This is a genomic window from Ochrobactrum sp. 19YEA23 (assembly GCF_029909865.1).
Classification (GTDB): Bacteria; Pseudomonadota; Alphaproteobacteria; order Rhizobiales; family Rhizobiaceae; genus Brucella; species Brucella gambitense.
The window spans coordinates 177,248-199,924 of the sequence record NZ_JASAMQ010000006.1; the positions used below are offsets into that span (position 1 = coordinate 177,248).

A 22,677-nucleotide genomic window follows, 5' to 3' on the forward strand; every position below is an offset into this window, starting at 1 on the left:
CCGGCATCTCTTCAAACCGATGCGATCCGCATCAGATCGGCAGTCCGCTCGTAGAGCTTCTTGAATGTATCGAAACCCTGCTGGTAGACGTGCTTTGTTCCCGCATCAGGTTCAATGCGCCTTTCCACCGGGTTCCATTGCTCAATATCGGCCTTTGCGACATCGCCAACCGCAAGCGCCCCCAGAAAGCAATTTCCGTAGGCAGCGCCGATAGTCTTGCTTCTCACGAGCTGAAGTTTTTCGCTGACATCCGAAATAGCCTGCGACCAGACGGCATTTCTGGTGCCGCCGCCCACCGCGGCAATTCGGTCAAGCGGCGCATTTGCTTCGTGATAGGTATTGAAAATGTCGTTGACGCCATAAGCGACGCCTTCAAGAAGCGCGCGATAAATGTCAGCGCGCTTATGGGTCAAATCGAGACCGAAAATCATGCCTCGTGCTGACGGATCATGAACCGGTGTTCTCTCTCCGGAAAAATAGGGGAGGACAAAAAGCCCTTTTGCGCCGGGCGGTGACGATGCTGCTTCTTCCGCCAGTGCTTGCAAGGCGCTGGCGGCGGGCAACTCGCGAGCGAACTGCTCCTGAAACCATCGCGTCAGCGTTCCGCTGGTCGACGTGCCGGACATGCACGCATGTTCGCCCCTGTAAAGCCAAGGTGCATACCACAGCCGCGTGTCGGCGATGCGTTGATCGGTGACTAGAATGATGAACATGGTCGAGCCATACATGACCATCATCTCGCCGGACTTCTGCACGCCAACACTGACAGCCTCAGCGGCGGCATCAATGGTGCCAGCGATCACAGGCGTTCCAACAGCGAGACCAGTCGCGGCTGCGGCTTGCGGTGTCACCGTTCCTGCGATGTCGGTCGTCCAGAGGAGAACAGGCAGTCGCTCACGCGAAACGATGCGTTCGGCAAAATCGTCAGTCCAATCCTGCCGCGCAACATCATAAAGCGGCGAGAACCCGGCCGCCGAATAGTGATCGATCGTGTAGTTCCCCGTCAGCCTGTGAACAAGGAAGGAGGAGGAGTTGAGGAACTTGTGCGTGCGGTGGAAAATATCCGGGTGGTTCTTTTTCAGCCAAAGAATCTTCGGGCCAACCGACTGTGATGTGAGCGCATTACCGCCTTCCCGCATCAGACAATCAAGTCCGATTTCAGCCGTCAGTTCCTCTATTTCCACCGCTGCGCGCGTGTCGACACCATAAAGAACGGCATTCATCAGCGGAGCGCCGTTGTCATCGACTGGCAGCATACATGGGCCGATGCCGCTGGCCGCGACTGCGCGAATATCGCTTGCCGCTACAGAGCTTTGTTCGATCAACTCACGACTGATCGAACAGAATTCACCCCACCAGTTTTGTTCAGCATCATGCTCCGCCCAACCCGGTTGTGGAACCAGCATGCGATGCGGACGCGCGGCAGAAGCGACGATCCTTCCTTCCTCATCGGAAAGAACACCCTTCGATTCAAATGTGCCAATGTCGATGCCCAGATAATAGCGCATCAGGTGTAAAGATCCCTGTCGAGGCTGAAGTCCTTGTTGATCCTGCCAATGGCCGCGACTAGAAGCGCGGTCAGGCTTTCAAGATCGCGCAGATCGCACATTTCAAGCGCCGTATGGGTATAGCGGCACGGGAAACACACATCGATACAGGCAACGCCCTCATTGACGAGCTGTACGTAAGACGAATCCGTCAAGGCGCCTGTATGGGCCGTGCGTTGCAGCGGAATGGCTTCGCTGGCCGCTGCATCGGTGAAGAGTTTCGGCAGAGCCGGATGGGGGATAGTACCATTGAGCGTACCGCGCCCATGAAAGGAGTAGAGGCTGATAGCCGGGCCGCCGCCCAACTGAATTTCACCGCGATGGGCCATATCTGGCGTATCGGCATTGAGCCCGATATCGAGCTGGATGGCGATATCCGGTTTGATCGCCTGCGCTGCGACCATGGCGCCACGCAGATTGAACTCCTCCAGAACCGCGAAAACAAAATGAACGGTTGGTCGTGGAACACCTTTCGCGAGCTGACGTGCAACTTCCATAACGACGGCGCAACCGGCCCGGTCATCAACCGACGTTCCGATAACGCGATTTTCGTTGAGATGGATGACGCGCGGTGCATAGACAACCGGTGTACCGATCTCGATGCCGAGCGCCTTTACATCCGCAGCGCTTTCCGCGCCGACATCAATGAAAAGTTCGGCATAGGGCGTGACCTTGTATTTTTCTTCGGCAGGCGTGGCATGATGGCTCTTATTGGCGATAACGCCGTGAACGTCACGTCCTTCGCCGACACAAAATAGCACCGCCTGTGCAGGCAACGCCTTTTCCGGAATACCGCCCAACCGCTCGATGCGGATCAGGCCATTGTCCTCAATCTTGCGCACGATGAAGCCCAACTGATCCGTATGCGCGAACAGCATGACGGAGGGCGCGTTTTCATCCCCCTTCATTGTTGCAATCAGATTGCCCAGACGATCGGTGACAAATTCGAGTGGCAGATCAGCCAGATCGCGAGCGATGAGACGCCGCACGCGATCCTCATGACCCGACAGGCCAGGCGTCATCATCAATGCTTCGAGCGTAGAACGTAGTCGATTTTTCATGCCGTTCGGGCCTTCCTTTGGAAAATGGGCGCAAGGCCAAGTCGGCCTGCCAGAACGCGCGCCGACATGACAACCACAAGCAGGCCACCAAAGAACAGATCGCGTGAGAACGCACTGAACGACAGAAAGTTCAGTCCGCTTGATATGAGCTGGAGACAGATGACGGCTAGCGTCACACCGGTCACGGTGCCAAAGCCGCCGGCCGGCGAAACACCTGCCAGAATATTGATCAGAATAACGAGAAGCAGATAGGAGCTACCATAGTCGGCATTGGCGGAATTCACCCGCGCCAGAACCACAAGTCCCGCAATCGATGCTATGAGACCAGCAATAGCGTAGATGCGAAGCAACAGACCTTTTTCGCGTGTGCCTGCAAAATGGGACGCGACAGGATTGGCTCCAAACAGCCGCAGGTGGATGCCCACCGGTGTTCGCTTGAGCAGAAAACCCAACAGAAGCGCTGTGGCTATGAACAGGACGAGTGGTAGCGGCACCACGCCGCCGAGCGACCAATTGCCAAAGGCTGTGTACCACTGCGGAAGACCGGTAATTGCCGGGCCTCCGGTTATCACGATACCAATTCCGGAGAACAGCTGCATCGTGCCAAGCGTGGCCAGAATTGGCGGCAGGCGCAGATAGGCAATCAGAAAGCCGTTGAGCAACCCGCAGGCAACACCGATCAGCAGCGCAACCGGAATGGCAAGGATGGCAAGTTCGGGCCCTGCCCTCATCATTACCGCTGCAACAATAGCGGCGAGATTAGCCGTGGCCACGACGGAAAGGTCGATGCCACCTGACACCATCGTCGGCAGAACGGCCAACGAAAGCAGTCCGAACTCAGGAAACTGAAACCCCATGGAATTGAGGTTTGCAGCGGTGAGAAAGCCTGGCGCGAGCAGGCTCAACAACCCAAAGATGGCAATAGCCAGAACGGCCAGCCCCTTCAGATAATTGCCCGTCGTGTCCTGTCTTGCATCCATTGGCGCTCTCCCCTGCGCTGGTTGCCTTGGCCCGCCTAGCGGGCGAAAACGTGTTTGGCGATTAGCATTTCAGTTCCTCCCCCGAGGTGCCCGCTAAACGGTTTCCAGAAAAGGCAGTTGGTCGCGATAAGGCTGCAATGAGCCTTCGAAACCGGTATCGGTTATAAAGCCGCTCAAATCCTGCAGCCCACAAACCGGCGCAAAGCTGCAGCATCCAAGTTTACGCTGATCGGCGACAAGTATCGTCTTTTGCGCAATGGCGATTGCGGCGCGCTTTACTTCCGCTTCTTCGACGGTAGAGGTAGAGACGCCTTCAAGATCGACGCAGTCAGCGGATAGAAAGAAACAATCGGCGCGGATATGGCGCAGCGTTTCGGTAGCCCAGGCGCCGATCAGCGAATAATAGTCATTTCTGACGCGACCGCCGATGATATGTACTTCCGTTGCGCCAACCGCTGCAGCTTCAGCAATCTTCAAGTCCATCGTGACAAGCGTGATCGCCCTGCCCGCAAGGGCGCGTGCGACAGAAAGCGCGGTTGTACCGGAATCAAGGATAACGGTGGAATTGTTGGCAACATGCGCTGCCGCTGCCTCACCAATCCGCGCCTTGGCGCTTTGGCTAATACGCAGCTTTTCCAGAAACATAGGTTCGGCGACCCCCTCACCCGCACCGCGGGCAACAACCCCGCCGTGAATTCTCAGGATCAACCCGGCCTGTTCCAGCGTGATGAGATCGCGACGCAATGTCGGGAGCGAAACACCCATAATGCCAGCCAGATCCGACGTGCCAATACGCTTCGCGTCGGCGATAACGTCCATCATCTGCCGGTGACGTTCCTGCGGAAAACGTGTTCTAGCTTCGCTCATGTCCTGCTCCCAACGTGAACATTAATGATCGTTTTGAGCGAGTCAAGCGATTCTGTTCAGATTCGAAACAGGACAAACGGCATTCGAACGGATTGAGAGATCGAGACTTATGGATGCGTATCGGTTCAAACCAGCATTGCAAGACAGCGCTTTTTCAGATCAGCCAATAAGGGCGTGCTGCGGTCACGCGGTCGCGGTAGTCCGACATCGAACACATCACGCACCCGACCGGGATTGGGCTCCATGATCAAAACCCGGTCAGCGAGATATAGCGCCTCCTCAACATCATGCGTGACGATAACGATGGAGACCTTGTTCTTCTCCCAGATAGACAAAAGTTCATCTTGAAGACGCATCCGCAGGATCGAATCCAACGCACCGAAGGGTTCGTCCATAAGCAGAATGTCGGGTTCCTGCGCCAACGCTCTGGCTATCGCCGCGCGTTGCGCCATTCCGCCTGAAAGCTGTTTTGGGTAAGCCTTCGCGTAGTCACTGAGGCCAACGAGTGCGAGGTAGTGCCGTACTCTCTCCCGCTTCAACGAGGAGGAAATATCTGACTTGTCGAAAGCCAACTCGACATTGCCTTCGACCGTCAGCCACGGGTACAAGCGGTGATCCTGAAAGACCATACCAATCTTTGCCGGTGATGTTTGGTCTGTGACGCCACGTGTAATGGACCCACGGTAATCACCATCCAGTCCGATAATCAGCCGCAGCAGCGTGGATTTTCCACAGCCGGACGCACCGACAATGGATATGATTTCATTATGCCCGACCTGAAAATTGATATCCTTCAATACGGGTCGAGGAGTGCCATCAAGAACAAACGACTTGCTGACATGTTCGATTGAAAGGGCATTCATCAATTCTCTAAGCTCCAAGGCGATATGATCGATGTGACGCGGCGAATGAGGGATGCAAGCAAGACGCCACCCGCCGCAAGGGTGAAGACGCCTACGATCACAATGTCCATGCGAAACTGGTCGCGCGCGCTGGCGAGGTAGCTACCCAATCCACGACCGTTTCCAATGGCGTATTCCGCACCTACAGTTCCAATCCACGCCGACAGAGCAGCGATCTGCAAGCCGACATAGATGCTGGGGAGCGCTGACGGCAGGTAAAGTCGCCAAATGCTAGTCCAGCGTCGCAAATTCAAAGTGTCGGCAACTTCGATCAACGAGGACGGCACCTGCCGCACCCCCTGCTCCGTCGCCAGAAAGAGCGGGAAGAATGTCGAGAGAGCCGTAAACACCAGTTTGGTGCCTTCGCCATTTCCAAACCACGCCGTCAGCAGTGGTATCCAGGCAAAGAGCGCCACCTGACGCACGGCATGAATGGACGGTGCAAATGCCAAACCGGCCCAGCGGTAACTTCCAACCACATAACCAAGTACGAGCCCGGCAATGCCGCCGATGCTACCACCAATAACAACGCGAACGATGCTTGCCAAAAGCGCTGTCCACAGCTCGCGCCCTGAAGAGTCAAGGAAAGGCGCTTCCAACACCTGCAAAGGATGAACCGCCATAGGACCAGTTATCAGACCCGCTGATACACCACCCCACCAAACGACAACCGCCGATAGTGGCACCATTGCGCCACGAGGAACCCGCAAAGAGAAACGTTCAGCCATTGACATGACTACCTTTCCGCATGAGCGCTTCCGCCCGCTTCAAGAGTAGATCGAGGACGAAGCCGACGACTCCCACAACGATCATGCCGACGATAACGATATCAAGCTGGAAGAGCGTGCGACCCCAGACCATCATATAACCAAGACCGTCAGTACCGGCGAGCATTTCGACAACGATCAGGGAAACAAATGCCTGGCTGAGCGAAAGCCGCACGCCACTGGCGATATAAGGAGCCATAGCCGGGATCGTCAGCTTGAAAAATCGGGTCCGCGCGCGGAGGCCAAGAATGTCTGCAACCTCGCTGAACCCTTTGGGAACGTTCCTCGCTCCTTCAGCCGTGCTGATCGCCATTGGCACAAAACAGGCTTTTGAAAGAATGATGATCTTCACGCTTTCTTCGATGCCAAATAGCAGGACCAGTATCGGTAGCCACCCCAGCGAGGGTACAGCGGCTAGCGCTCTGAAGCTTGGCCCAAGATAGGCTTCTGCAGTCTTAGATTTCCCGATCAGGAGACCGAAAGCGAAGCCGAGAGATGCTCCGATCAGAAAGCCCTCGGCAATGCGTTGGAAACTGACGACGGCGGCAGAGAATATGTCGCCGTCTGCCAGAAGATCCACAAATGTGTTGAAGACCCAATCCGGTCGTGGAAGCACTTGCGGCGAGATCCAGCCGTTGGCTGATGCAATCCACCAGAGAACCAGCAAGCAGACTGGGCCGGTCAATGCCAGAACTGAGCTTGCGATGCGGGACTGCAACTTCGCCAGCCGCTCGCCTCTAAGTCCCCGGGAGACGCTAAAGTCGACTCCAGCTTCGAACGTCGCCATCGGCTTCTCCGATCAGTTCAGGAGTTCGCCTGTCGCGGAGCGGTCAGGCCACAATGACTGAAGGTTCAATGCTTTCACGGCATTGTCCACGTAGCTTCTATCGACCCAAGTATCGAGATCGATATCATGCCTGATGAGCTTCTGCTCCTTGTCGAAGTCGATGCCGCTGCGATAACGGGCCGCAAAGAACCCGTCGAGACGTGGATTGTATTTCTTGCCCAGTTCCCCGCCTTCATTGGATTTGCGGATAACCTCGATTGGCGATCCTGCCCGCGACCAGATACTGAATGCTTCTTCGCGGTTTTTATCATCCGACAGCCATTGCGCCGCTTTGACAAAACCCGTCACGACTTTCTGCGTTGCTTCCGGGTAGGTTTTACGGAATTTGTCGGTAACGAGGAATGCACCGAAGCCGTCGCCCGTCGCTCCCACAGCGGACGATTTGTAAAAGATCTTGGCCAGACCTTTATCCTCAAGCGGAAGCAGGAAATCGGCCCCGAATACCGCATCGACGCTTTTCGCAGCGATAGCCGCAAGCTGGTCTGCATTTTTCAGATCGACGATGGTGATATCTTTTTCGGAGAGGCCAGCATTCTTCAAAGCCGTAATCAGCGCCCAGTGAATGATGGTTGCTTTCTGGATGGCGACTTTTTTGCCCTTCAGGTCGGCGATGGACTTGATGTCGAGGTCCGGACGGGACGCGCCAAAGATCGTAGTACCACCATAGGACGCCAGAATGACCGTATCGAGACCATTGGCCTTACCGATGATATTTGGAACCGCGCCATAGGATGCGAAGTCCAGCTGACCATTGGACAGCGCTTCGTTGATTGCTGGGCCTGTTCCGGTGAAATAAGTGAACTCGATCTTGGTTGGTGTGCCCTTGAATTCGTCAGCGATAAAGCCCTTCGCATCCGCGATAGCCTGAAGGCCAACGCCAAACGGCGTTCCGAACCCGAAGCCCACATCACCGAAGCGAATAGTCGCGGGCGCATCCTCCGCAAACGATTGAGTTGCTGGGGCGGTCAAAACGCCTACAGCCAGCAGAAAGGTTGATAGAAAACGTCTCATTCATTTCTCCAGTCAGGGTATGATTTTGCCGGTCTCGAAGATCCGGTAACTCCAGTCGCCAGCCGTTCCGCGCGGCTTGGCGTTTTTCCATCCCATTTCACGACGGAAACTACCCATCACGCCTCGTGCAATGAGTTCGCTCTCTGACGCGCCTTCAATCGTTTCCGAAAGAGGCGACACGTAGAGCGCGTCTGTCGGGCAAAAAAGCTCGCACAAGAAGCAGGTCTGGCAGTCGGACTGCCGGACAATGATGGGCGCACTATCGGGAACGGCATCGAACACATTGTCCGGGCAGGCCTCGACACAAAGATCGCATTTGATACAGCGGTCTTCACTGACGATCTCAATCATGATGCTGCACTCACTCGATTTTCGGTTTGAAACGAAGCCCAGATGTTTTCGACACCACCGGAGTCGATTGGCTTCGCCATGCCGGGATTTGTTTCGGGGAAATCTGTGCGCCGCTGCAAGCCGCGGCTTTCCTTACGCAACAGCGCGCTATGGGTTGCCCAGCGGGCGGTCGCGATAAGCGCTTCGACCTCACGCACCTTGCTTGAGCGTTGCAATCGCCACGTCCCGTCCTGCCAAAGTGCGGCTAGTCTGGCAGACGTCGCGATCAGTCGATCATGGTTCCTGAAGAACCCGCCATCCAGCGGAAGAATCTGCCGTTTGACATCATCCAAGACCGCATCGACATGCCCGGTCACCTGATTGGCACGTTTGCTTAATTGACCATTGGCGGAACGCACAATCCGATCCCGCCAGTTCGCGCCAAGCAATTGCACAAACTTCGCCGCATCCTCGCCAGCCCAGGAACCTGTCGCCATTGCCCAGCTCGAGTTCGGTCCGCCACCGCCGCTTGAGGCTCCCGACATGCCTTGACGGGAGGCGGCATCACCGGCGGCAAACAGACCGGGGATCGTCGTCGTTGTGCGCCCGTCTATCTTCAGACCGCCTGTGCCGCGAACCGTGCCTTCATGGCGAAGGGTGATGGGAAAACGTTGCGTGAATGGGTCAATGCCCATGCGGTCAAACGGAACAAAAATGTTCGGCTGCCCCCGGCGAAAACCCTCTTGCAGACGCGGCGGCGCTTTATCCAGCACCGCATAGACCGGGCCCTTGATGAGTTCCCGCGCGACGACGCTTTGGCGATCTCCGGTCGAGGAAAGCTCGTTGCCCTGCTCGTCACTGAACGTACCCCAGAAATACACCACGCCTTTCGTGACACTTGAATAGGCAGGTGAAATGCCGAACTGAGCAGAAAATTCCATGCCCGAAAGAACTGCACCTGCTTCTGCAGCCATAAGATAGCCGTCGCCGGTGAGATTGTTGGTACCGAGCGCGCCACTTCGAAAAGCGCTGCCGCCTGTGGCAATTACAACCGCTCCGGAACGAATATGCAGCGTTTCATCAGATCGTCGATATCGCGCAATGGCACCCGCAACCACTCCATCGGACACGAGCAATTCTTCTATCGGGCAATGATCGATTATCTGGACGCGCGCCTTGATGAGTTTCTGCCGCATAAACCGCAGATAGTCGGGTCCCCGCAGCATGCCGCGATAGGGAGTTCCATCTTCGTAAGTTGGGAAATCGTACCCCCATTGGGCAAGCAGATCGAGGTTCTCATATGTCCGGTCGAGTACGCGCTCAATGCGCTCCTGCTCGGCAAAACCCAGTCCCAGCCGCACCCTTTGCGTGACCGTCGCGCTCCGCTCAGTGGTGCCGCGGCGCGTGTAAATCGTTGTGGTGTTCCCGGCTGCGGTAGCCCCACTTGTACCGACGTAGCCCTTCTCTACAAGAACGACGCTGGCACCCTTGGCAGCCGCATTCCAGGCAGCCCAGCACCCCGCTGGCCCTCCCCCGACAACAAGCACATCCGTTGATATTTCTAGCGTATTTTTGGTCATGGTTTCTCGCATTCGCGAAAAACCTATAATTTATATAGATTTTATCAAGGAAGGTTTCGATGGTCGCGACAGCAAGAGTTAAAATAGTTTTCCATTATGATGAAACGCCTCGCAAACACTTAAATGTTTGCGAGGCGTAACAGAAATACTCAAGGAGTAGTCGTGGTCGTATCGCGATAATGGCTTAGAGCATCATTCTCGGCATGCCATCGGGCCTCAGATAGCGCCGAAGCGCTGCGATGCGGAATATGGCGTTGACGGCGCCATAGCCCTTATAGCCGCGTCGCTGTACGACTTCGAAGAAGAAGCCCTGATCGTCAGTCGGGCTATATAGCTGGTAATATTCGCCAGTTTCATCGCGATCATAGAGGACATTGGTGGCTTTGAGCTGATCCGTGAAATCCGGATCAAGACCGAGCCTCGCTTCAAGATCGTCATAGTAGTTGGGCGAAATTTCCAGCGTATGAAAGCCATTGGCTTTCAATGCCGCAGCCGTTGCAAAAATATCGTCGGTGGCGAAGGCCAGATGCTGAATACCCGAACCAAAGGTCTCAGCAATAAACCGACCAGCCAATGTGCGCCGGTTTTCAGCACCATTGAGCGTGATCCGCAGTGATCCGCTGTCATTTTCAACGACCTGACTGCGCACGACACCGCCCGGGTCGACAATGTCGACCATAGGCGATTTCCGGGATTCTGTCAGCGACGTGTAGAACAGAAGCCAGGTCAAAAGTTCGTCAAACTTCATCGTCTGGGCAACATGGTCTATATGGGTCAGCCCTACCCCACGAAAGCTATCAGCCCCAGCGACAGGCTCGAATTCTATATCGAAGATACGACCAAGATCAGTCTTTTCGTCAAGGAAGTAGATCAAGCCGCCACCCACACCGCGTATCGCTGGCATACCAATTTCACCGGGGTCGAGCGGTTGTTCGAACGGCTCCGCGCCCAGTGCGATAGCTCTTGCTTGCGCCGCTGCGGCATCATCGACGACAAGGCCCATCGCATAGGCGGTCGTGCCGTGAACGGCATAGGCTGAACTTGCAAAGCCGCGTACATCGGTGTTGACGACCAGATTGATCTCACCTTGACGGTAGAGCGCGACATCCTTGGTTTTATGCTTGCCTGCGAGCTGAAAGCCCAATGCACCGAGCACCGATGCGAGCCTGTCGGCGCTCTCGGCATGGGCCGTAAACTCGATGAAACTCACGCGATCCACTTTGGCTCTCGCAGGCATATCGGTCACGGTCAGCCGGTTTTCCGGCTCGACGCGCCGAACCTGATCGCCAAGATAGATCAGTGAGCGACGGCCATCCGCTGCGATAGATGTCGGCAAGCCGCCACGGAATTGATCGTTGAAAATCTCCAGCGAAAAATAGCCGTCATAGCCGGTCGCGGCCACTGCGCGCATGAAATCCAGAACTGGCAGGTCACCCTCACCCGGCATATTGCGATAGTGACGGCTCCAATAAAGCAGATCCATATCGATCAGCGGCGCGTCGGCCATCTGAACGATGAAGAGTTTTTCCTTGGGAATGGAGCGGATCGAATTTACGTCGATCTTGCGCGCAAGCGTGTGGAAGCTGTCGAGGATCAGACCGACATTCGGATGATCCGCGCGGCGCACAATCTCCCAGGCATCGCGATGATCGTTAATGTGGCGGCCCCAGGCAAGCGCCTCGTAACCCACGCGCAAATTGCGGCGCGCTGCCCGTTCGCCAAGCTCCCGGAAATCATCCGCGGCGCGATCAAGACCGCCCATAGCAACTGGCGATATATTCGAGCACACCAAAACGAGATCGGTGCCAAGCTCCTGCATCAGATCGAATTTGCGTTCCGCTCGGTCGAAGGTGCGACTACGCAGCGGTTCCGGCATGCCTTCAAAATCGCGAAACGGCTGAAACAGCGTGATCTCCAGCCCAAGATCACGGGCCATGCGGCCAACCTGACGCGGGCTTTCATCGAAGGTGAGAAAGTCGTTCTCGAAAATCTCGACACCGTCAAAGCCAGCTTTGGCGATAGCTTCGAGTTTTTGCGGCAGATCACCACTGATCGAAACCGTTGCTATCGAAGTTTTCATGACGTTTTCTCCTACTTCCGGGCATTGGTACGCCCGCATTCAACGCGTTGGGGCCAGTATCGTGGATTGAATGCGTGTTGTTTCAAATTCGAGTTTTGAATTCCGGTCGCCCTAGAACGCCTGGCTTAAGGGCGAGTAACTTGCCAGCCAGAGGCTCACGAGACCGCTCAGTATCAGTCAACGGCTCAATCGCTGAGGTGATAAACAGCATGTCGAGCGTATCTCCGCCAAAACAGCAACAGGTCGGGTGGCTGACTGGCAGTTCGATCACGCGGTCTATCGCGCCGTCCGGGTCAAAACGGATGAGCTTGCCTCCGGCGTAAATCGCACTCCACACGAAGCCTTCTTCGTCAACGCAACTGCCATCCGGTCGTGCCGGCGCAGTCGTCGTTGCGAAAATCTGCGGCTCCCCAAGCCGGTCTTGCACGGGATCATAGTCGCGCATCCAGATCGTATAGGCACGTGTATCAGCGAAATACATGCGCTTTCGGTCTTCGTCGAATGCAAGACCGTTGGGGATTGCGAGATCGGCGACTTCTCGTGATATGCGATGACCCGGCTGTACCCGATAAAGCGCGCCCACAGGCGCGTAATCCGTCTCTCGCAAAGTGCCGATCCAGAAATTACCTGCCCAATCTGCACGCCCGTCATTCTTGCGATGCCCTGTGACACCGGGCTCGGGATCGACAAGAAATGTCTGCGTTCCGCTCTCGGAATCAAAGGCGAACAGCCCATTGTCACAAGCCAGGACGAGACCACCTTTTTCCCGCAAGGCAAGAGACCCAATGCGGCGCGCCTCAACCTGGTGTTGTTGAACACGCCCCGTTTTCGGGACATAGCTCATGAGCGCTGGTGTGAGCACATCGACCCACCAGAGGGTTCCAGTCTGCTCACACCAGATTGGACACTCCCCCAGACGACTGGCGGGAGCGCCGATGACGTCAAACTTTTGCGTCGTCATGCTCGACATGTCCGCCAAGGAACAACTGCCCCACGCGTGGATCTGCAAGGAGCTTTGCTGCTTCATCATGCATGCGCGTTTGTCCAAGTTCAAGAACCAGACCGTAATCCGACATAGCAAGTGCGGCTTTCGCGTTCTGCTCGACCATGAGGATGGTTACACCCTGATCACGCAAGCGAATGAGTGTCTGAAACACCTCCTGAACGAGATTGGGCGACAGGCCGATGGACGGCTCATCAATCAAGATGAGCTTCGGATCTAGCAACAGAGCACGGGCAACTTCCAGCTGCTTCTGCTGACCGCCCGACAGTTCAATCGCTTTACGGTCCCGGAACTGCCGCAGCATTGGAAACTGATCCATGACCTGCTCGATGCGGGCGCGAACCTTGGCAGGATCAGGCGATGTGATGCCCCCAAGCTCAAGGTTGTGGTAGACGGAAAGCTGCGGCACGACATTGCGCCCTTGCGGCACATAGGTCACGCCATTGGCGATCATCTGACGCGGCGTATTGCGCGTGACGTTTTTTCCGTCCAGCAGGATTTGTCCCGAATGGATGTTCAAGAGACCAAAGATCGCCTTGAACACGGTGGATTTGCCAGCTCCATTCGGGCCGATCACAGTTGTGATGGAGCCCTTCGGAATTGAAAAAGACACACCGTTCAGAATGGTGATCTTGCCATAACCGCCGTGAAGATCTTTCAATTCAAGCATCTGTCATCCTCCCAGATAAGCGTCGATGACCATCTGGTTTGCTCGAATTTCTTCGGGCTTGCCTTCAGCAATGATGCGACCTTCCGCCAGCACGATGATGCGCGTGCACAGGCTCATGACGAACTCCATATTGTGTTCGATGACCACAAAAGTCGTTCCATGCTCCGCATTATAGGCGATCAAACGATCCTTGAGATTGGCAAGCATTGTCAGATTGACGCCGCCGGCCGGTTCATCGAGCAGAACAAGACTGGGGCCTGCCATGAAAGCCATGGCAGCATCGACCAGCTTTTGCTGGCCGTAGGAAAGCGACCCCGCCAGCTCATCACGCAGATGATTGAGGCGGAAGAACGAAATCATCTGTTCCGCTTCTGCGGTCAATCCGGCATCGCCGGGACCGAAAAGCCGCGAGGCCATGGTTCCCTTGTGTTCCTGCCCGGCGAGTATGATGTTTTCGAGGACAGACATCTTCGGAAAGACTGAAAGCTGCTGAAAGGTTCGTCCGACGCCAAGCTTGTTGAGGTCGGATGACCGCATGCCGGAGACATTCTTGCCGTTCACCTGCACTTCACCACCATTGGGCTGAAGCTGACCTAGAATGCAGTTGAACAGCGTCGACTTGCCAGAACCGTTCGGACCAATCAGTCCGAGTATCTCACCCTGATTGACGTCGAAGGACACATCGCGGACGGCGTGGATGCCGCCGAAACGCTTCTCGATATTGCGTACGGAAAGTACAGGACTGCTCATTTCAGCCGCGCTCCTTCGCTCATATCACCGCGAACCTGACGCTTGGGCCAGAACTTTTCGCGGAACTTGCCCCACACTCCAATCAGACCCGATGGCACGAAGATCAGCATAACGATCACGAGTACCGAGTAGATGATCAGATAGTAGCCTTCGGTGAAGCGGAGCACTTCCGGCAGCAGGATGACAACCGCAGCACCAATGAAAGGGCCAAAGAAGAAACCTGCACCACCCACAACAACCATAAGCAGAATGCGCAGTGAATGGACGAGACCGAATGAACCCGGCTCGATAAACTGAACCAGCGGCGTGATCAGCGATCCGGCAAGCCCGCCATAGACCGAACCGATGGCAAACGCCAGAAGCGTGATGCGACGTGTATCAACGCCAAGGCTTTCAGCCCGGATGGGGTTTTCCCGCAGAGCCTTGAAGGCGCGGCCCCACGGGGAACGCACGATGCCCCACATGATCAGCGCGGCGACAACAGTAATGCCGAGCGTGAAGTAATAGAATGGCAGCTGCTTGGTGGTGGCGAACAGTCCGAGGTGTGGACGCGGCATGCCGACGAGACCGTAATTGCCGCCAGTCAGCCACTCTTCGTTGCGCAACACCAGAAAGACCAAAGTGTTGAAGGCAAGCGTCACAAAGGCAAGAAAATGTCCTTTGACGCGCAAAGCCGGATATCCAAGCACAAGGCCCACAAAGAAACAGAGCACGAGGCCGACCGGCATTGCCAGAAACCAGTGCCATCCGGCCAGTGTCAACAGCGCTGTGGTATAGGCGCCAATCGCCATGAAGGACGCCTGCGCCAGCGAGATCTGACCGGCATAACCAAGCGTCAGGTTGAGGCCCATCGCTGCGATCGAGAAGATCAACCAGGAGGTCAGCACATAGGTGATGTAGTTGCCCTGCCCAATCGGTGCGAGCACCGACAACAGCAACAGGACAGCAATTGAAATATAGCGTTTGCTTGCAGTCATCACACAGCCCTCCCTTCGGAAGTGCCCATGATGCCCTGCGGGCGGACAAGGATGATCACAATCAGCAGGACCAGTGGCAAGGCGGCGCGATATTGCGCGGTTACATAAGCCGCCGTCAGATTATCAAGAACGCCGATCAGCAATCCGCCGACAAGCGCACCACGGATCTGGTTGAACCCGCCGACAATCGCCGCAATGAAAGCAATCAGACCAAGCGTTTCACCGTTGGAGAACTTTGCGAGATAGACAGGGCTGATCAGATAGGACGCCAAAGCGGCCAGAGCAGCATTGATCAGAAATGTATAGAGGATCATGCGCTTGACATTGACGCCAAGAATTTCCGCAACAGCCGGATTTTGCGCTGTTGCCTGCATGCAGCGACCCGTGCGGGTGCGATTGAGGAACAGCGTTAGCAGAACGACGATACCGAGCGACAGCGCGAGATTGAGAATGTCACGCAATGAGAGAACCGCGCCGAAAAACTCGATTGGATCGTTCGGGAACATCGATGGGAACGGCTGTGCTTCAGCGGAATAGAACTCTTTCACGCTTTCTTTGAGCAAGATGCCCAAGACCATCGTCGCGATGATCAGTGTGATGCCTCCATGAGGCAGGATTGGTTCAACGATCAGCTTCTTGAACAATAGCCCAAGCACGATCAACGAAACCACAAGCCCGATAAGCAGAGCGGGCCAGAACGAAATGCCGAAGATGGTCATTGCCGCCAGAACGAAGAAGGCCGGCAGCATCACGAATTCACCTTGCGCGAAGTTCACGGTCTGGGCTGCTTGCCAAACCAGCGTGAAACCGATCGCAACAAGTGCGTAAATGGAGCCGGTCGCAAGACCGGATAACAAAACCTGTAGAAACTGGGACATGACTTTACCCGTCTGAGGCGGCAGCCAGACCGCCGCCTCTGCTGAAAGGATTGATCAGTTTGCCGGAACAGTACCAATAACCGTCGGCACACCGTCCTTCACCTGAACCATGAAGCTTGGGCGAGACATTTCTCCGCGGTCATCCCAGCAGGTGTCGAGAAGCACTTTCGGATAGTCAGCCGCCTTCAGGCAAAGACCATGCATCTTTTCAGCAAATGCTTCACCATCGAGCTTGCCCACCATGTCGGTGACATATTTGGTGGTCCAGACACCGACATAACCCTTCAACGCATCATGCGTCGGCTTACGCTTGTAGGCTTCCTCGAACTTCTTCGCGAATTCGCCAATACCAGGCACGTCGGTTGCAGCAGCCGTAATGCCAACATGGGCAATAGCGCCATCGGCTGCACCGCCTGCAAGTTCAACCACCTTGGCTTCCGTCAGCGTTACTTCGCCAACGAGGGGCATCTTCAGCCCCTGCTTCTTGGCTTCGATCAGGAAACGTGCAGATTCTTCCTGGTTCATATAGACGAAAATCGCTTCAGGATTAGCTTGCTTGAGCTTGGCAACGTCGGCTGCATAGTCGGTTTGCGCCTGCTCAGAGGCGACATCGGCGATAATTTCGATCCCGGCCTTCTTCATTTCCTCAACGAACACGTCATGACCGCCCTTGCCGAACTCGTTGTTCAGCCAGGCCACGCCAACCTTTTTCGCCTTCAGCGTATCGGTGAAGTAAGACGTCAGCGCCGGAACGCCCTTTTGAGCACCGGTCGAGGTGCGGAACACGAACGGATTGCCTTTTTCGACAATGCTCGGCGATTCCGAACCGACGAACTGTGGAATGCTGTTCTGCTGTGCAACCAGCATGTTGACCATCGTCGAGCCGGAATAGATCGTGCCGAGAATGGCGTATGCGCCGTCGTCGATAGCCTTCTGCACAAGCGCGCGCGAAACTTGCGGGTCGGTCTGGGTGTCATATTCACCCAGTTCGACCTTCTTGCCCAGAATGCCGCCTCCGGCATTCACTTCATCGATGGCGATCTTGATACCGTCACGCCAGTTCGTACCAGACGGTGCGCCCGGGCCGGAAAGCTCGACAACCATGCCGAGTTTGACCACGTCTTCTGCGTGCGCTGCGCCGAAAGTCGCGAAAGCCGCCGCCGAAAGCGCCAGAAGTTTCTTACGATAATGCATTTTAGTTCCTCCCCTTAAAGTCATAGAGATCGAGATATAGAGATAAGCCTACCCTTTTTCGGGTGTCGGCAACGGCGCGCAACTTGCATGGTGCCCGTCGAGACCGGTCAGAAAATCCGCCAGGACCTCCGCCTGCGCATCGAACATTCCAGCACCAATCATCGTCTGACAGCCCCGTTTTCTAGCTTCCTCGATAAATGGCGATACGTGCGGTTTAGTGATCACGCAAGCAGCAAACTGCTCTGACCGCAACTTTGTTACGTTTACGGGATATGGATCATTCAATTTCATACCCATCGGCGTAGCATTTGCAATCAGATCGAACCCCAAAGGGTCGTCGCTCCCAGCGGCAACCTTACCCGGATAACGTGCACTGAGTTTGCCGATTACAGAATCACGCTTGTCACCATCGACATCGTGAATGGCAAGGCGCGCTGCTCCTCGCTTGAGCATTTCAAGCGCAATGGCTGTTCCGGCACCGCCGCATCCGACGAGAAGGACGCTTTTCCCTTGCACCTCGTACCCTTCCCGTTCGATGCCATCGAGAAAACCGATGCCGTCAGTATTATCGCCGTACCACCCATTTCCAGTGCGCCGAACAACATTGACCGCCTGAATGAAGGTGGCATTGTCCGTCAGTCCGGCACATAGCTCATAGGCCTGCTGTTTGTGCGGTATCGTCACCAGCAAACCGCCGATATTGTCCACCACGCTCAATGTGGCGAAAACAACTGGCAGATTGGATGGCGCAACATGCAGCGGAACGACAATTGCATTCTCACTGCGCTCGCGGAACAATTCCGTCATGACTTCGGGCGAACGCACCTGCTCAATCGGATCTCCAACCACAGGAAACAGACGCGTTGCCCCATTTGGAGACGGCCTCTTGTCCTGCAAAGATTGAGCATTATAGCCATACGCCATTAATTCACTGATCCTAGCCTGCCTGCTCGCATTCGAGCGCTCCCGGGATCAGATTAGCGAATGGAAGAGATAATATCGCCTACCAAATGAATAGGATTCCATAACATCATGTTAACTGGCGACAAGTCAGCCTTTTTGGCTGAATGAGCTGACCGCGTTCATTTCCTTGCGCAAGACATCGATGAAGTGTTCTGCATAGACGGAAAGCGGTAGGTCGTTACGGTACGCAATATAGGTATGAAAGGCGCTCTCGGCGTCGATTGGAATGCTCTTGAGACCTCGCACCACGCCATGTGCGACCGTAAACTCATCGATTATCGCTATACCCAATCCGGCGGCGACCAGACTGCAAACGGTCGTTCCGAAACGGGCTTTGATATTCATGCGATAGTCGAGACCCGCATTCGTAAACATCGCCGCCATAATCGCGCCGTAAGGGTCTTTCGGATTGATGCCGATCAGCGGATGTTCCGACATTTCCTGCGGTGTTATTTTGTCACGCGACGCCAGCGGGCTTGTTTCCGGTACGATGCAAAGCAATCGGCCTTTCGCCAGCGGTTCAAATTCGATCAGCGGATGATCGAAACGCGATGAGATCGCGACAATTTCGCCGCGTCCGAGAAGGAGATAGTCAACCGCTTCTTCAATTTTGAGAATGTTGAGATCGAGATGAACATCGCTGTAACGCTCGCGCACTTTTGCGACCGCACGCGGCACCATCACATTGGCGATGCTTGGTACAGAGGCAACGCAAAGTTCCTGCGCCTTGCCCCTGCTCAAATCCGCGACGGCTGATTGCAGATCATCGATTTTCCGATGCACCGTATCCAGAAGATCGAAGATGTTGCGCGCTTGTGATGTTGGAACATATCGCCCGCCACGACGGTCGAAGAGCCGGATACCGAGGGAATCTTCCGAATATTTCATGAGCCTGCTGATGCCCGGAGCGGAGACATTCAGCAGCTTAGCCGCACCGGCGATCGTCCCGGTCACCATGATCGCCCGGATCACTTCGATTTGTCGCAATGTCAGCATTTGTTTCTCGCCTGAATGCACGTCCGCAAAAGGCATATTCAACAAATGCTGATTAAATTGCCACAACTTCTGAAAAAGGTTCGCATGACGATGTTAGAATTCATCGCCTCCAAACCGAACCATGACATGCAGAACCGCGCGATTAAGGCATGTTCTTCATCATTTCCGGGCTCATCGGCATCATGTTCTCGTTGAGATGATGCATAACCCAAAGCGAGCCAGCCAAGGCGATACCAACGATGATGAGCGTGAAGATCAACGCCATCAGCGTCCAGCCGCCCTCCGACCGTGGGCTCATGTGCAAGAAATAGATCATGTGAACCACGATCTGGACAGCCCCGATCCCCATAACAAGCATCGCTGTCAACTGTTTACTGGCAAAGACGTCGCCCATTACCAGCCAGAATGGAATGGCCGTCAGAATGACCGACAGGACAAAGCCTGTCATATATCCGCCAAAGGTTGCGTGAACTTCATCCGCGCCCGACCCATGGTGGTCATGATGCCCCGATTGGGCTCCGTGGTGCTCGCCTTGTACGCTCATCCCAGAACTCCCAACAAATATACGAACGAGAACACGCCGATCCATATCACGTCGAGAAAATGCCAGAACATCGAGAGGCACATCAGACGCCTGCGGTTTTCGACGATCAGTCCATGACGCATGACCTGCGACATCAGCGTGATCAGCCAAATAATGCCGAATGTAACGTGCAGCCCATGGGTGCCGACAAGCGTGAAGAACGACGATAGGAATGCCGAACGACCCGGCCCTGCGCCTTCACGGATAAGATGGCTGAACTCGTAGATTTCGATTGCAAGAAACAGTGCGCCGAAAACCCCGGTGATGCCCAACCAGAACAGCGTAGCCGTCTTGTCATTGCGCTGCATCTGCAGCATCGCAAAACCATAAGTGATCGACGACAGAAGCAGCATCGCGGTATTAATCGCAACAAGGCTGAGATCAAACAGGTCGGCTGGTGACGGTCCAGCTGCATAATTGCGACCAAGCACACCATAGGTGGCAAAGAGAACAGCAAAAATCAGGCAATCGCTCATGAGATAGAGCCAGAAGCCCAGCATCGTGCTGTTTTCCGGATGATGGTCTTCCGTCAGATAAAACTGCGGCTTCTCGGCTTGGTCCAGATGTGTCTCTGTCATAATTCAGCCTATCCAGCGAGAAGTTTCGAACGCGCATCTTCAGTCGCCGCCACAGTTTCAGCGGGAATGTAGAAATCACGTTTATAGTTGAACGTATGGCCGATGGCGGTGATCAGCAAAGCGACGAAAGATACGATTGCGAGCCACCAGATATGCCAGATGAGAGCGAAAGCAAGACCGACGCTGAACCCTGCAAGTATGACGCCCGCACCCGTATTACGCGGCATATGGATGGGTCGATAGCCGGTGAGCGGGCGTTCATAACCACGGTTTTTCATGTCATACCAACTGTCGTGATCGTGCACGACTGGCGTGAAAGCGAAGTTATATTCCGGCGGTGGGGAAGAGGTTGACCATTCAAGCGTTCGCCCACCCCATGGATCGCCTGTCAGGTCACGCAACTGTTCCCGTCTCAGAAAGCTGACCACGAGCTGAATAACGAAGGATGCGATACCGAGCGCGATAAGAACCGCGCCAAAAGCGGCAATGACAAACCATATTTGCAGCGAAGGATCTTCAAACTGACTGAGGCGGCGCGTGACGCCTTTGAGACCAAGCACATAAAGCGGCATGAAGGCAAAGAAGAAGCCGATCTGCCAGAACCAGAAGCTCATCTTGCCCCAGAACGGATCGAGCTTGTAGCCGAAAGCTTTCGGCCACCAGTAGACCAGCCCCGCCATCAGGCCAAAGACAACGCCGCCAATGATCACATTATGGAAATGCGCGATGAGAAAGAGCGAGTTATGCAGCACAAAATCAGCAGGCGGAATGGCAAGCATAACACCAGTCATGCCGCCGATCACAAATGTCACCATGAAGCCAATGGTCCACAGCATCGGCACTTCATAGCGGATTCTCCCGCGATACATCGTGAAGAGCCAGTTGAACATCTTCGCGCCCGTGGGGATGGAGATGATCATTGTGGTGATGCCGAAAAACGCATTGACCGACGCGCCGGACCCCATGGTGAAGAAGTGATGGAGCCAGACGATATAGGACAAGATCATGATGACGCAGGTCGCATAGACCATCGACGCGTATCCGAACAGGCGCTTACCGCAAAATGTTGCCACCACTTCCGAGAAAATACCAAAGGCTGGCAGAACAAGAATGTAAACTTCTGGATGCCCCCAAATCCAAATGAGGTTGATATACATCATCGGATTGCCACCAAGATCATTGGTGAAGAAATTCGTCCCCACATAACGATCCAGCGATAGCAGCGCGAGCGTTGCGGTCAGAATCGGGAATGTCGCGACAATGAGTACGTTGGTGCACAAAGACGTCCAGGTAAACACAGGCATCTTCATGAACGACATGCCCGGCGCACGCATCTTGACGATCGTAGCGATCAGATTGATGCCGGATAGTGTCGTGCCGACGCCTGCCACCTGCAAGCCCCATATGTAATAATCAACCCCGACGTCAGGACTGTAGTCAATGCCAGACAAGGGTGGATAAGCCAGCCAGCCTGTGCGAGCGAATTCCCCCACAAACAGTGACATCATGATTATGATCGCACCGCCGGTTGTCATCCAGAACGAAAAATTGTTGAGAAACGGAAATGACACGTCGCGCGCGCCGATCTGAAGCGGCACCACATAGTTCATCAGACCAGTTACGAACGGCATGGCCATGAAGAAAATCATGATCACGCCATGAGCTGTAAATATCTGATCATAGTGATGAGGAGGCAGATAGCCTTCATATCCGTTGAAGGCGAGCGCTTGCTGGATACGCATCATGATAGCATCCGCAAAACCACGCAAAAGCATGATCAGGGCGAGAACGACATACATGATGCCGATCTTCTTGTGGTCTACACTGGTGAACCATTCATTCCAGAGATAGCCCCATAACTTGAAATAGGTGATCAACCCCACGACGGCGATACCTCCTATTGCGACCACTATGAAGGTCAGCAGGAGGATCGGTTCATGATATGGTATCGCCTCAAGAGTGAGACGCCCGAAAATCATACTCGTAGGACTGTTACCGCCAATCATGATAGAACATTCCCGAAGTTATATTCACGCGATCATCGCGTTTTCATTGTTGGACCTGTGTATTCACCTGAACTCTACGTTGAAGTCGCACTAACCTGTATCACGCA

22 protein-coding genes are annotated in these 22,677 nt (G+C 54.9%); all 22 read right to left on the reverse strand.

What is annotated here, in order from left to right; genetic code table 11:
* Positions 1-11: 11 nt before the first annotated feature.
* The 22 genes from QBD01_RS16455 to cyoB all read right to left on the reverse strand — a co-directional run bounded on the left by QBD01_RS16455 (position 12) and on the right by cyoB (position 22,570).
* Positions 12-1,508 carry an FGGY-family carbohydrate kinase gene (locus QBD01_RS16455; RefSeq protein WP_280993712.1) on the reverse strand — a complete coding sequence of 499 codons (1,497 nt, stop codon included), beginning with the start codon at positions 1,506-1,508 and terminating at the stop codon, positions 12-14.
* Positions 1,508-2,608 carry a M42 family metallopeptidase gene (locus tag QBD01_RS16460; protein ID WP_280993713.1) on the reverse strand — a complete coding sequence of 367 codons (1,101 nt, stop codon included), beginning with the start codon at positions 2,606-2,608 and terminating at the stop codon, positions 1,508-1,510. Before QBD01_RS16460 ends, QBD01_RS16455 begins: the two co-directional genes overlap by 1 nt.
* Complete coding sequence (locus tag QBD01_RS16465; protein ID WP_280993714.1) at positions 2,605-3,588, reverse strand: ABC transporter permease; 984 nt, start codon at positions 3,586-3,588, stop codon at positions 2,605-2,607. The genes QBD01_RS16460 and QBD01_RS16465 overlap by 4 nt, the downstream gene beginning before the upstream one ends.
* Before the next feature lie 93 nt (positions 3,589-3,681).
* Complete coding sequence (locus QBD01_RS16470; protein ID WP_280993715.1) at positions 3,682-4,455, reverse strand: DeoR/GlpR family DNA-binding transcription regulator; 774 nt, start codon at positions 4,453-4,455, stop codon at positions 3,682-3,684.
* A 125-nt stretch (positions 4,456-4,580) separates the two neighbouring features.
* On the reverse strand, positions 4,581-5,318 hold the full coding sequence (locus QBD01_RS16475) for an ABC transporter ATP-binding protein (RefSeq protein WP_280993849.1): 738 nt from the start codon (positions 5,316-5,318) through the stop codon (positions 4,581-4,583).
* The gene (locus QBD01_RS16480; RefSeq protein ID WP_280993716.1) at positions 5,318-6,085 is read right to left on the reverse strand and encodes an ABC transporter permease; all 768 of its coding nucleotides are present in this window, start codon (positions 6,083-6,085) and stop codon (positions 5,318-5,320) included. The genes QBD01_RS16475 and QBD01_RS16480 overlap by 1 nt, the downstream gene beginning before the upstream one ends.
* Positions 6,078-6,911 carry an ABC transporter permease gene (locus tag QBD01_RS16485; RefSeq protein WP_280993717.1) on the reverse strand — a complete coding sequence of 278 codons (834 nt, stop codon included), beginning with the start codon at positions 6,909-6,911 and terminating at the stop codon, positions 6,078-6,080. Before QBD01_RS16485 ends, QBD01_RS16480 begins: the two co-directional genes overlap by 8 nt.
* 12 nt (positions 6,912-6,923) lie before the next feature.
* Positions 6,924-7,982, reverse strand: coding sequence for an ABC transporter substrate-binding protein (locus tag QBD01_RS16490; protein ID WP_280993718.1), 1,059 nt, complete (start codon positions 7,980-7,982; stop codon positions 6,924-6,926).
* A 12-nt stretch (positions 7,983-7,994) separates the two neighbouring features.
* Positions 7,995-8,333: a ferredoxin family protein gene (locus tag QBD01_RS16495; RefSeq protein ID WP_280993719.1), complete on the reverse strand. Its 339-nt coding sequence runs from the start codon at positions 8,331-8,333 to the stop codon at positions 7,995-7,997.
* Positions 8,330-9,892, reverse strand: a complete 1,563-nt coding sequence (locus tag QBD01_RS16500) for an FAD-binding protein (RefSeq protein ID WP_280993720.1) — start codon at positions 9,890-9,892, stop codon at positions 8,330-8,332. The genes QBD01_RS16495 and QBD01_RS16500 overlap by 4 nt, the downstream gene beginning before the upstream one ends.
* 184 nt (positions 9,893-10,076) lie before the next feature.
* Positions 10,077-11,972: a TIM barrel protein gene (locus QBD01_RS16505; protein ID WP_280993721.1), complete on the reverse strand. Its 1,896-nt coding sequence runs from the start codon at positions 11,970-11,972 to the stop codon at positions 10,077-10,079.
* An 82-nt stretch (positions 11,973-12,054) separates the two neighbouring features.
* A complete protein-coding gene (locus tag QBD01_RS16510) occupies positions 12,055-12,933 on the reverse strand; it encodes an SMP-30/gluconolactonase/LRE family protein (RefSeq protein WP_280993722.1) in 879 nt (292 codons plus the stop codon).
* Complete coding sequence (locus tag QBD01_RS16515; RefSeq protein WP_280993723.1) at positions 12,914-13,645, reverse strand: ABC transporter ATP-binding protein; 732 nt, start codon at positions 13,643-13,645, stop codon at positions 12,914-12,916. The genes QBD01_RS16510 and QBD01_RS16515 overlap by 20 nt, the downstream gene beginning before the upstream one ends.
* 3 nt (positions 13,646-13,648) lie before the next feature.
* Entirely contained in the window at positions 13,649-14,395 is a 747-nt protein-coding gene (locus QBD01_RS16520) for an ABC transporter ATP-binding protein (RefSeq protein ID WP_182521462.1), read from the reverse strand.
* Entirely contained in the window at positions 14,392-15,372 is a 981-nt protein-coding gene (locus tag QBD01_RS16525) for a branched-chain amino acid ABC transporter permease (RefSeq protein ID WP_182521463.1), read from the reverse strand. The genes QBD01_RS16520 and QBD01_RS16525 overlap by 4 nt, the downstream gene beginning before the upstream one ends.
* Positions 15,372-16,250: a branched-chain amino acid ABC transporter permease gene (locus QBD01_RS16530; protein ID WP_182521464.1), complete on the reverse strand. Its 879-nt coding sequence runs from the start codon at positions 16,248-16,250 to the stop codon at positions 15,372-15,374. Before QBD01_RS16530 ends, QBD01_RS16525 begins: the two co-directional genes overlap by 1 nt.
* A gap of 54 nt (positions 16,251-16,304) precedes the next feature.
* Positions 16,305-17,444 (reverse strand): ABC transporter substrate-binding protein, encoded by a 1,140-nt coding sequence (locus tag QBD01_RS16535; protein ID WP_182521465.1) that lies wholly within the window; start codon positions 17,442-17,444, stop codon positions 16,305-16,307.
* Positions 17,445-17,492: 48 nt separating this feature from the next.
* Complete coding sequence (locus QBD01_RS16540) at positions 17,493-18,368, reverse strand: shikimate dehydrogenase (protein WP_280993724.1); 876 nt, start codon at positions 18,366-18,368, stop codon at positions 17,493-17,495.
* A 126-nt stretch (positions 18,369-18,494) separates the two neighbouring features.
* Entirely contained in the window at positions 18,495-19,403 is a 909-nt protein-coding gene (locus tag QBD01_RS16545; RefSeq protein ID WP_280993725.1) for a LysR family transcriptional regulator, read from the reverse strand.
* Between the two features lie 142 nt (positions 19,404-19,545).
* Positions 19,546-19,947: a cytochrome o ubiquinol oxidase subunit IV gene (gene cyoD, locus QBD01_RS16550; RefSeq protein ID WP_182521468.1), complete on the reverse strand. Its 402-nt coding sequence runs from the start codon at positions 19,945-19,947 to the stop codon at positions 19,546-19,548.
* Entirely contained in the window at positions 19,944-20,564 is a 621-nt protein-coding gene (cyoC, locus tag QBD01_RS16555) for a cytochrome o ubiquinol oxidase subunit III (protein WP_182521469.1), read from the reverse strand. The genes cyoD and cyoC overlap by 4 nt, the downstream gene beginning before the upstream one ends.
* Positions 20,565-20,572: 8 nt before the next feature.
* Positions 20,573-22,570, reverse strand: coding sequence for a cytochrome o ubiquinol oxidase subunit I (cyoB, locus tag QBD01_RS16560; protein ID WP_280993726.1), 1,998 nt, complete (start codon positions 22,568-22,570; stop codon positions 20,573-20,575).
* Positions 22,571-22,677: the final 107 nt, after the last annotated feature.

What these genes read in the sequence shown, in the direction of transcription:
- QBD01_RS16505 (WP_280993721.1), bottom strand. Translation starts at nt 11,972, where the DNA reads ATGAAAACTTCGATAGCAACGGTTTCGATCAGTGGTGATCTGCCGCAA.
- QBD01_RS16475 (WP_280993849.1), bottom strand. Translation starts at nt 5,318, where the DNA reads ATGAATGCCCTTTCAATCGAACATGTCAGCAAGTCGTTTGTTCTTGAT.
- QBD01_RS16515 (WP_280993723.1), bottom strand. Translation starts at nt 13,645, where the DNA reads ATGCTTGAATTGAAAGATCTTCACGGCGGTTATGGCAAGATCACCATT.
- QBD01_RS16535 (WP_182521465.1), bottom strand. Translation starts at nt 17,444, where the DNA reads ATGCATTATCGTAAGAAACTTCTGGCGCTTTCGGCGGCGGCTTTCGCG.
- QBD01_RS16525 (WP_182521463.1), bottom strand. Translation starts at nt 15,372, where the DNA reads ATGACTGCAAGCAAACGCTATATTTCAATTGCTGTCCTGTTGCTGTTG.
- QBD01_RS16520 (WP_182521462.1), bottom strand. Translation starts at nt 14,395, where the DNA reads ATGAGCAGTCCTGTACTTTCCGTACGCAATATCGAGAAGCGTTTCGGC.
- QBD01_RS16460 (WP_280993713.1), bottom strand. Translation starts at nt 2,608, where the DNA reads ATGAAAAATCGACTACGTTCTACGCTCGAAGCATTGATGATGACGCCT.
- QBD01_RS16455 (WP_280993712.1), bottom strand. Translation starts at nt 1,508, where the DNA reads ATGCGCTATTATCTGGGCATCGACATTGGCACATTTGAATCGAAGGGT.
- cyoC (WP_182521469.1), bottom strand. Translation starts at nt 20,564, where the DNA reads ATGACAGAGACACATCTGGACCAAGCCGAGAAGCCGCAGTTTTATCTG.
- QBD01_RS16495 (WP_280993719.1), bottom strand. Translation starts at nt 8,333, where the DNA reads ATGATTGAGATCGTCAGTGAAGACCGCTGTATCAAATGCGATCTTTGT.
- QBD01_RS16480 (WP_280993716.1), bottom strand. Translation starts at nt 6,085, where the DNA reads ATGGCTGAACGTTTCTCTTTGCGGGTTCCTCGTGGCGCAATGGTGCCA.
- QBD01_RS16485 (WP_280993717.1), bottom strand. Translation starts at nt 6,911, where the DNA reads ATGGCGACGTTCGAAGCTGGAGTCGACTTTAGCGTCTCCCGGGGACTT.
- QBD01_RS16470 (WP_280993715.1), bottom strand. Translation starts at nt 4,455, where the DNA reads ATGAGCGAAGCTAGAACACGTTTTCCGCAGGAACGTCACCGGCAGATG.
- cyoB (WP_280993726.1), bottom strand. Translation starts at nt 22,570, where the DNA reads ATGATTGGCGGTAACAGTCCTACGAGTATGATTTTCGGGCGTCTCACT.
- QBD01_RS16500 (WP_280993720.1), bottom strand. Translation starts at nt 9,892, where the DNA reads ATGACCAAAAATACGCTAGAAATATCAACGGATGTGCTTGTTGTCGGG.
- QBD01_RS16530 (WP_182521464.1), bottom strand. Translation starts at nt 16,250, where the DNA reads ATGTCCCAGTTTCTACAGGTTTTGTTATCCGGTCTTGCGACCGGCTCC.
- QBD01_RS16545 (WP_280993725.1), bottom strand. Translation starts at nt 19,403, where the DNA reads ATGCTGACATTGCGACAAATCGAAGTGATCCGGGCGATCATGGTGACC.
- QBD01_RS16465 (WP_280993714.1), bottom strand. Translation starts at nt 3,588, where the DNA reads ATGGATGCAAGACAGGACACGACGGGCAATTATCTGAAGGGGCTGGCC.
- QBD01_RS16540 (WP_280993724.1), bottom strand. Translation starts at nt 18,368, where the DNA reads ATGGCGTATGGCTATAATGCTCAATCTTTGCAGGACAAGAGGCCGTCT.
- cyoD (WP_182521468.1), bottom strand. Translation starts at nt 19,947, where the DNA reads ATGAGCGTACAAGGCGAGCACCACGGAGCCCAATCGGGGCATCATGAC.
- QBD01_RS16510 (WP_280993722.1), bottom strand. Translation starts at nt 12,933, where the DNA reads ATGACGACGCAAAAGTTTGACGTCATCGGCGCTCCCGCCAGTCGTCTG.
- QBD01_RS16490 (WP_280993718.1), bottom strand. Translation starts at nt 7,982, where the DNA reads ATGAGACGTTTTCTATCAACCTTTCTGCTGGCTGTAGGCGTTTTGACC.